Source organism: Thalassospira sp. (assembly GCF_002709775.1).
GTDB lineage: Bacteria > Pseudomonadota > Alphaproteobacteria > Rhodospirillales > Thalassospiraceae > Thalassospira.
In genome coordinates, this window is sequence record NZ_PAQR01000015.1 from 84,019 (window position 1) to 92,016 (window position 7,998).

Below are 7,998 nucleotides of genomic sequence, written 5' to 3' on the forward strand. Positions count from 1 at the left end.
AGGTCTAGGGGCGATTTGCGACAGATGAGTTGCAGCCCCGACAGGACGCAGGCGTTTGGTGCCGCGCCCTGCATTACATCGGAAGAAGAAAGGCGTCACTCCCATGAGCGATCAGGTCAAAAAGGTCGTCCTTGCCTATTCAGGCGGTCTGGATACCTCCATCATCCTGAAATGGCTTCGCGAAGAATATAACTGCGAAGTCGTGACCTTCACCGCCGACCTCGGCCAGGGCGAAGAGCTGGAACCGGCCCGCAAAAAGGCAGAGATGTTCGGCGTCAAACAGATCTTCATCGACGATCTGCGCGAAGAATTCGTCCGCGACTTCGTCTTCCCGATGTTCCGTGCCAACGCCCTTTATGAAGGTGTTTACCTGCTCGGGACCTCGATCGCGCGTCCGCTGATTGCCAAGCGCCAGATCGAAATCGCCGAGGAAGTCGGTGCAGATGCCGTTTCCCACGGTGCGACCGGCAAAGGCAACGACCAGGTTCGTTTCGAGCTCGGCTATTATGGCCTGAAGCCGAACGTCAAGGTCATCGCGCCGTGGCGTGAATGGAAGCTGAACTCGCGTACCGCCCTTCTGCAATTCGCACGCGATCACCAGATCCCGATCTCGGCCGACAAGCTTGGTGGCGATGAGCCGCCCTATTCGACCGATGCCAACCTTCTGCACATTTCCTATGAAGGCAAGGCGCTGGAAGATCCGTGGGTCAAGCCGGACGAGAAAATGTTCGAGCGCACCGTATCGCCGCAGAACGCACCCGATGCGATCACCACGATCGAAATCGAGTTCGAGCAGGGCAACCCGGTTGCTGTTAATGGCGAACGCATGAGCCCGGCCACTTTGCTGACCAAGCTCAACGATGTTGCTGGCAAGAACGACATTGGTCGTCTTGATCTGGTTGAAAACCGTTATGTTGGCATGAAGTCGCGCGGCGTTTACGAAACCCCGGGCGGCACCATCCTGTCGGTTGCGCACCGTGCAATGGAAAGCATCACCCTTGACCGTAACGCAGGTCACCTGAAAGACGAGCTGATGCCGCGTTACGCCGAGATGATCTATAACGGTTACTGGTGGTCGCCGGAACGTCAGGCCCTGCAGCGCCTGATCGACGAAACCCAGCGTACCGTCAACGGCGTTGTTCGCCTTGATCTGTACAAAGGCAACGTGACCGTGACGGGCCGCAAGTCGCCGAACTCGATCTACTCCGAAGAGCATGTCACGTTCGAAGCCGACACCGTCTATAACCAGCGGGATGCAGAAGGCTTCATCAAACTGAATGCCCTTCGTCTGCGTCTTGGTTTTGACCGCGACAGCGTGAAGTAAGTTTCCGCAAGCAATTGTGGAGAGACAAGCGAGGGGCATGATTGCCCCTCGTTTTCGTTTGAAAGCCCGGTTATAAGCAGGCCATGCAGCGCTATAAATGTACCGTCGAATATGATGGCCGCCCGTATCACGGCTGGCAGTACCAGGACGAAGTGATTTCGGTTCAAAAGGTCTTTGAGACCGCGATCGAAAAATTCGTCGGGGCGTTTGTGCGCGTCTATGTTTCGGGCCGGACCGATGCCGGGGTGCATGCGCTGGGGCAGGTGGTGCATTTCGATCTGCCAAAATATTACCCGGCCGAAGCAGTAATGAACGCGATCAATCATCACCTCAAACCCGATCCGGTGGCGATCAAGGAATGCGAGGAAGTCACGGAAGACTTCCATGCGCGTTTTTCGTCAAAGAAACGCTATTACATGTATCGCATCATCAATCGCCGTGCGCCGCTGACGTTTGAGGCGGGGCTGGCCTGGGGCATCTATAAGCCTTTGGATGTTGATGCGATGAATGAAGCGGCCCAGCATCTGATCGGGACGTTTGATTTTACCAGTTTTCGCGCGACCGAGTGTCAGGCGAAAAGCCCGATCAAGACGCTGGAAAAGCTTGAAGTCACGCGCGGCATCGAAAACCCGCTGGAAATCCGGGTGCATACCGAAAGCCGGTCCTTCCTGCATCATCAGGTGCGCAATATGGTGGGGACCTTGGTGCTGGTCGGTAAGGGCAGCTGGAAGCCGATTGATGTCAAACATGCGCTTGAGGCCTGCGACCGTGCGGCTGGCGGACCAACAGCCCCGGCCGACGGGCTTTATTTCGTCAAGGTCGATTACTGATCGTCAGGCTTGGGGTCGTCCTCGTCCTCGGCCTTGGCAAGGGACGTGGTCACCTTGCCCAGCGCATCAAGAAACACCCGTTGTTCCAGACTGTTTAACCCCGAAAGAGCGGCTTCGTTGACCTGATCAACGATGGCCTGAATGTCCTTAGCGTTTTCGCGTGCTTCTGGACTGAGGCGGATATGGGTGACACGGCGGTCCTCAGAATCCTTTTCGCGGGTGATCAATCCGTCACGTTCCATGCGGTTCAGGGTTGCGGCCATGGTCGGCTGTTCAATGCCGGCATCGCGGGCCAGTTGCTTTTGCGTGCGCGCACCGCCATCGGCAAGGGCGAAGAACACCGGCAAATAGCCGCTACTGAACCCCAGTGGCTTGAGCTTTTGGTCAATCGCCCGGGCAAACAGACGGGCGGCCCAGTTGGTCATGTATCCGGCGGACTGGTGGCGATTTAGCGACATGGTGGTTTCTCAATATCAAGAATACATAGCTTGCTATATAAAACATAGCGTGCTATTTAATTCCTGTACCTTACGCAATGACATCAATGGTCGCGAGTGTTTTCTCGCAAACACCATGTACCTGAACTGTCCTTGCCAAGGTCACAAACAATGTGTGGCGCCACATCGTAATCACCCATCGTAAAAGAGAGATTTCGATGTCCACATCCCATCGTTCCCTGCTGTCACGCCTGCATCGCTTGGCGGGCGCGGCCGCCCTTGTTTTTATCGCCAGCTTCTGGCTGGCGACGATCATCGTCGAACTGCGCGGCAACATCAGCGAGATCGTGCTGGTGAAAACCGCGATTGCCTGGGGCCTTTTCGGGCTGGTGCCCGCCCTGATCACCACGGGCGGGTCGGGTTTTGCCCTGTCTGGCGGAAAACCGACGGGAATTTTGCAGACAAAATTACGCCGCATGAAGCTGATCGCGGCCAACGGCATCCTGATCTTGGTGCCCGCAGCCATCAGCCTTGCCGTCTTCGCGCAGCATGGCCGGTTTGATGGCTTGTTCGCCGCCATCCAGGGGATCGAGCTTCTGGCTGGTGCGGTTAATATCGGTCTGATCGGTCTGAATATCCGTGACGGATTGCGCCTGCGCAAACCTGTCCCAAAGCCAATGTCGGCCTGAAACGCCGCTTGCCAGTTTCCCCGAGAAGCCCGTCAAACACACGAAAGTGATGTTTGGCGGGTTTAGTTTATTTGACGAGGTTTACGAAAATGAAAGATGTTCTATGTAAGGTTGTGGTGATGTTGAAAGGAGGCCGAAAAATATTCGCGTAAATCTTCTGACAATCACCATATCAATCAAAAGCACCACCAAAGAATAGGCGTGTTTGAACTGGAATTCCTACGTTCCGGTATCAGATGTCTGGAGTTCCCTTTTGTTCTAATCGGATAGGGTTAAAACGCGGGTCAAAGTTTCCCTATATACGAAAGTTCAATTTGTGGTATTTAATACAATATAATCGTTCTAAGTTCGGGCAGCCCGCGCGCGTTCTTAGGGGAGCTATTCGGGACGGCCGATGATTGTGTCACCGGGCCAGGTCGAAGGGAGAGAGAATGTCTAAGAGTTTGATTTTGAAGGTGGCTTTGGCCGCCGTCGCCATTTTGATTGGCGGCATCGTGCTTCTGGGCTTGCTGATCATGCAGAGCATCGACGACAAGGTCGCAAGCGACAGCCTGGAGTCCCAGAAGCTGAACCTGCGTGTCGCCGCAACGATCCTGCAGGATAATCATCCCGAATTTTCCATGAAAATTTCCGAAGATGGTGAAACCACCAATCTGGTGATCCCGGAAATTCCCGATCTGTCGTCACACGAACTGATCGATTCCATCGGGGCTGCCACCGGCCAGACGGCAACCGTGTTTGCCTTCGTCCCGGCAGAGCAGGACTTTGTCCGCGTTTCAACCAACATCATCAAGCCGGACGGCCAGCGTGCTGTGGGTACGATGCTGGGCAAGGGCAGTGCCGCTTATGAGCCGATCATGTCGGGCAATACGTTCCGCGGCGAAGCGCTTATTCTTGGCACGCAGTATGTAACCCAGTATTCGCCGATTAAATCGCCGTCAGGTGATACGCTTGGTATTCTTTATGTCGGCATCAAAAAGGCTGAGGTCGCTGCGGTTGCGGGCGAGATTGAAACACGTATCGCGATTGTCGGTGTGATCGTTGCCATCGTTTCTGCGGTTCTGCTGTTCCTGTTGCTGCGTTGGCAGCTTGGTCCGCTAAATGAACTTGGCCAGACCATTTCGCGCTTTGTGGAACGTGATTTTTCCGAGGAAGTTTCCTTTACCGAACGCAAGGACGAGATTGGCCTGATCGCCAATGGTCTTTTGCGCTGGCGTGAAACGGCCGAGAAAATCGGCGAGGCAGAAACCGCGCGTGCCGAAGCCGAAAAGCGTGCTGAAAAAGAGCGTATCGATCAGCGCAACCGTCTGGCTCATGAACTTGAACAGTCGATTGGTCAAATCGTGGCTTCTGTGCGCCAGTCTTCCAGCGGCATGCAGAAATCGACCGAACTGATGCGTCAGTCGGCAAACCATTCGCTGAGCCAGAGCCAGCGTGTGTCCGAAGCGGCAAACAATTCGGCGCAAAGCGTTCAGACGGTTGCAGCCGCGACCGAGGAGCTTACCGCGTCGATCAGCGGCATTGGTGATCAGGTTCGTGAATCGACTGCGATTGCAGAAACCGCTGTGGGTGAAGCATCGCGTGCCAACGAAATGGTCGGCGGTCTGGCCGAGGCAGCAGAACGTATTGGTCAGGTCGTCAGCCTGATTAACGATATCGCTGCCCAGACCAACCTTCTGGCGCTGAACGCCACGATCGAGGCGGCCCGTGCCGGTGAAGCCGGCAAGGGCTTTGCGGTTGTTGCGCAAGAGGTCAAAAACCTTGCCAACCAGACGGCCAAGGCGACTGATGAAATTGCCCAGCAGATCGGGGCCATTCAGGACGAGACCAAGGTTACGGTCGATGCCATTGAGAAGGTCACGCATACGATTTCGTCGATCAACGACATCGCTGCGGGCATTTCATCTGCGGTGAGCGAACAGAACTCGGCCGTGAATGAAATCGCCAACAGTGCGACCAGTGCATCGTCCGGATCCACCGAGGTCGTCGCCAACATCAACGAGATTCATGAAGCTGCTGCCAATAGTGGTGCTGCCGCCAGTGAACTTGATGAGAATGTTGGCGCATTGGCCAAGCAGATCGATGGTCTGCAAAAAACCGTTTCGGACTTCCTGTCGCAATTGCGCGCAGGCTGATCACAACGACCCGCTTTGGCGGGATACGAGCAGAAAGGGTGGGTCCGGCTTGGCTGGGCCCACCCTTTTTTGTCTATCCGAATATCCAGTGCCACAGGAACGGGATGGTCAGTGCAGTGGCCAGCGTGTTCAGTCCCATGGCGAGGCCGGAAAAGGCACCGGCGGTTTCATTGACCTGAAAGGCGCGCGCGGTTCCGATGCCGTGTGATGCAACGCCCATGGCAAAGCCGCGTGCACGCCAATCTTTGAGGCGGGCCATATTCATCACCATCGGGCCAAGGGTGGCCCCAACAATCCCCGTCGCAATCACGCAGACAGCGGTCAGGGCTGGGACGCCACCAATGTTTTCGGCAATGCCCATGGCAACCGGTGTGGTGACCGATTTCGGGGCAAGCGATGCGAGCGTTTCGGGACTTGCGCCCAGTGCCCAGGCCAGAATGACCGTGCTGGCACTGGCGACCAGGGATCCGAACAGAACGCCAAAGGCAATTACGGGGAGCGCGCGTTTCAGCGTTTCGGTCTGCCGGAACAGCGGCACGGCGAGGGCGACGGTGGCCGGGCCGAGGAGGAAGTGGACGAACTGCGCGCCCTCGAAATAGGTCGCATAGGGCGTGCCGGTGACTTTGAGCAACATGGCAATCAGGGCGATGGCGATCACCACCGGATTGCAGATCGGGTTGCGGTCGCTTTTCTGATACAGCCAGAAGCCGATGGCATAGGCGACAAGGGTGATGGTCAGGCCCGTCAGCGGCTTGGCCGAGAGGTAAACCCAAAGCTGGGTGATATCGGTCTCGTTCATTGCCCGTCCTCCAGCGTCTCGCCCGGTTTGGCCTTGGGCAGGAGTTTCGACATCAAAAGGGCGGTCAGCACCATGGCAAGCAGGGTGGAGACGATCAGGGCCGCTGCAATCGGCAGCCAGTCGCCCTTAAGGCGATCAATCTGGGTCACAACCCCGACGCCGGCCGGAACAAACAGCAACGAAAAATGGATTAGCAGATTGTCAGCCGCATCGGTCAGCACCTTGGGTGGGTTGCGTTTGATCAGAAGCCCGACAAAGAGCAACACCAGACCAATCACCGGTCCGGGTACTGGCAGATCAAACAGTTCCGAGACCACCTCGCCAAACAGCTGGCAGACAAGGATCAGGGCAAAAGCAGCAATCATCGACGACCTCCCCACAGGTACATGCATGTTTTTCTGCGCAAGACATAATACGTCTGGGGATGTTCGACTTTTATTAATTACGAAAAACGCCCGTGCCGGGTGGGCACAGGCGTTTGAGATCGTTTGTTTTTAGCGCTGCTTGGATGCCCGCCTGCGCGGGCATGACGCCAATTGTCCGTCGTTCCCGCGAAGGCGGGAACCTGTTGATGGTGGTGTTACAGAATTTCCAGAACGTTTTCCGGCGGACGGCCGAGAACGGCCTTGTCGCCATTGACGACAATCGGGCGTTCAAGGGCGCGCGGATGGGCGCAGAGGGCTTCGATCAGCTCATTGCCGCGCAGATCGGCGATGCCTTCTTCCTTTGCTTCCTTCTTGCGCAGGATGTCTTCGGGTTTCATACCCAGCATATCAAGGATGCCTGAGAGCTCCTGCGGGGTCGGCGGAGTGTCGAGATAGGCAATCACATCGGGCGTGATGCCCTGTTCTTCGATCATGGCGAGGGTCTGGCGCGATTTCGAGCAGCGCGGATTGTGATAGATGCGGACCATCATGGTTGGGTCTCCGTATCAAAATGGATTTGTTCCTTGATAGCGGTCTTTGGGAGCACAATCAAATCCCGTCGATCATCGAGAGCAGGTCTTCGAGTTCCTCGATCTCGCTATTGATGATGCGGGTTGCGGTGTCATAGCCAAAGCCCTGACGGGCAAGGGCTGCCATATCCTTGTCGCGTTTTTCTTCGCGAATGTCGGGGCGGCGCCATGGACCAAGACGGCGACGGCGGGCATAGGCCGCAGCGGCGGCGATGTTGGGATCTGTGCCACGGACTTCTTCATAGGCGGCGTCATCGGCCTCCGCCTTAAGCGCGGTCAAGGCGGCATCGATCTGGTCGCTGGCGATGCCGCGCGCGGACAGGTCCGCTGCGATGACGCGTAGCGCCTTCCCACGCCTAAGCAGGGATCGTGCGCGGCCCTTGGCATAGGCATCGTCATTGATGAAGCCGGCCTTTTCACAGGCCGACAGGACGGAATTCATCCATTCGACAGCTTCGTCCGGGTCGGTGCCGTATTCGGCGATGGACAGGCGGATTTTGCCGCGCATCAGGGTTTCAAGGCGGGCGCGCGAGGCGGCAAAGCGTTCGAGATACCAGGTGGCGTAATTCATCAGATAGTCGCGGGTGACCTTGCGCGGGCGTTTGGGTTCGCGCTTCTGATCTTTCGACTTTTTATCGCGCTGATGGGAAAAGCGCGCGTTTCCTGCGGGCTTTTTTTCAAGCTCTGAGTCGCTGGTTTCCGGGCTTTGGCGATGATTGTTGCGCATGTCTGCCACTATGAATGAATTCACACCCTTGCAAGTGTGCCCCCACTCTCCCTATTTTACGCGCAATTGTCTGCATTTTTCCGAAGGAAATTCCATGAACAA

General features: G+C 56.4%; 9 protein-coding genes. 4 read left to right on the forward strand and 5 right to left on the reverse strand.

The genetic code is table 11. From position 1 onward, the window contains the following. The first annotated feature begins 103 nt into the window (after window positions 1-103). A complete protein-coding gene (locus CMO10_RS07675; RefSeq protein ID WP_297020398.1) occupies window positions 104-1,324 on the forward strand; it encodes an argininosuccinate synthase in 1,221 nt (406 codons plus the stop codon). An 83-nt stretch (window positions 1,325-1,407) separates the two neighbouring features. Beyond that, window positions 1,408-2,154: a tRNA pseudouridine(38-40) synthase TruA gene (truA, locus tag CMO10_RS07680; protein WP_297020401.1), complete on the forward strand. Its 747-nt coding sequence runs from the start codon at window positions 1,408-1,410 to the stop codon at window positions 2,152-2,154. Here truA and CMO10_RS07685 read toward each other — a convergent pair. Beyond that, window positions 2,148-2,612 (reverse strand): MarR family winged helix-turn-helix transcriptional regulator, encoded by a 465-nt coding sequence (locus CMO10_RS07685; protein ID WP_297020404.1) that lies wholly within the window; start codon window positions 2,610-2,612, stop codon window positions 2,148-2,150. The genes truA and CMO10_RS07685 overlap by 7 nt on opposite strands. Window positions 2,613-2,809: 197 nt before the next feature. On the opposite strand from CMO10_RS07685, the gene CMO10_RS07690 reads away from it, so the two are divergent. Together CMO10_RS07690 and CMO10_RS07695 are read left to right on the forward strand one after the other, a co-directional pair. Then, window positions 2,810-3,280: a hypothetical protein gene (locus CMO10_RS07690; RefSeq protein ID WP_297020407.1), complete on the forward strand. Its 471-nt coding sequence runs from the start codon at window positions 2,810-2,812 to the stop codon at window positions 3,278-3,280. Window positions 3,281-3,711: 431 nt separating this feature from the next. Continuing rightward, window positions 3,712-5,415 (forward strand): methyl-accepting chemotaxis protein, encoded by a 1,704-nt coding sequence (locus CMO10_RS07695; protein ID WP_297020409.1) that lies wholly within the window; start codon window positions 3,712-3,714, stop codon window positions 5,413-5,415. 73 nt (window positions 5,416-5,488) lie between these two features. Here the strand turns inward: CMO10_RS07695 and CMO10_RS07700 are convergent, their stop codons facing one another. The 4 genes from CMO10_RS07700 to CMO10_RS07715 form a co-directional block, all read right to left on the reverse strand. Further along, window positions 5,489-6,214, reverse strand: coding sequence for an LrgB family protein (locus tag CMO10_RS07700; protein WP_044830159.1), 726 nt, complete (start codon window positions 6,212-6,214; stop codon window positions 5,489-5,491). Beyond that, the gene (locus CMO10_RS07705; protein ID WP_044830160.1) at window positions 6,211-6,579 is read right to left on the reverse strand and encodes a CidA/LrgA family protein; all 369 of its coding nucleotides are present in this window, start codon (window positions 6,577-6,579) and stop codon (window positions 6,211-6,213) included. Before CMO10_RS07705 ends, CMO10_RS07700 begins: the two co-directional genes overlap by 4 nt. A 215-nt stretch (window positions 6,580-6,794) precedes the next feature. Next, window positions 6,795-7,130 carry an arsenate reductase (glutaredoxin) gene (arsC, locus tag CMO10_RS07710; protein ID WP_297020416.1) on the reverse strand — a complete coding sequence of 112 codons (336 nt, stop codon included), beginning with the start codon at window positions 7,128-7,130 and terminating at the stop codon, window positions 6,795-6,797. Window positions 7,131-7,188: 58 nt separating this feature from the next. Beyond that, a complete protein-coding gene (locus CMO10_RS07715; protein ID WP_297020418.1) occupies window positions 7,189-7,896 on the reverse strand; it encodes a regulatory protein RecX in 708 nt (235 codons plus the stop codon). Window positions 7,897-7,998: the final 102 nt, after the last annotated feature.

Coding starts and splice junctions, on each gene's coding strand:
- truA (WP_297020401.1), top strand. CDS start 1,408: ATGCAGCGCTATAAATGTACCGTCGAATATGATGGCCGCCCGTATCAC.
- CMO10_RS07675 (WP_297020398.1), top strand. CDS start 104: ATGAGCGATCAGGTCAAAAAGGTCGTCCTTGCCTATTCAGGCGGTCTG.
- CMO10_RS07690 (WP_297020407.1), top strand. CDS start 2,810: ATGTCCACATCCCATCGTTCCCTGCTGTCACGCCTGCATCGCTTGGCG.
- CMO10_RS07695 (WP_297020409.1), top strand. CDS start 3,712: ATGTCTAAGAGTTTGATTTTGAAGGTGGCTTTGGCCGCCGTCGCCATT.
- CMO10_RS07700 (WP_044830159.1), bottom strand. CDS start 6,214: ATGAACGAGACCGATATCACCCAGCTTTGGGTTTACCTCTCGGCCAAG.
- arsC (WP_297020416.1), bottom strand. CDS start 7,130: ATGATGGTCCGCATCTATCACAATCCGCGCTGCTCGAAATCGCGCCAG.
- CMO10_RS07705 (WP_044830160.1), bottom strand. CDS start 6,579: ATGATTGCTGCTTTTGCCCTGATCCTTGTCTGCCAGCTGTTTGGCGAG.
- CMO10_RS07715 (WP_297020418.1), bottom strand. CDS start 7,896: ATGCGCAACAATCATCGCCAAAGCCCGGAAACCAGCGACTCAGAGCTT.
- CMO10_RS07685 (WP_297020404.1), bottom strand. CDS start 2,612: ATGTCGCTAAATCGCCACCAGTCCGCCGGATACATGACCAACTGGGCC.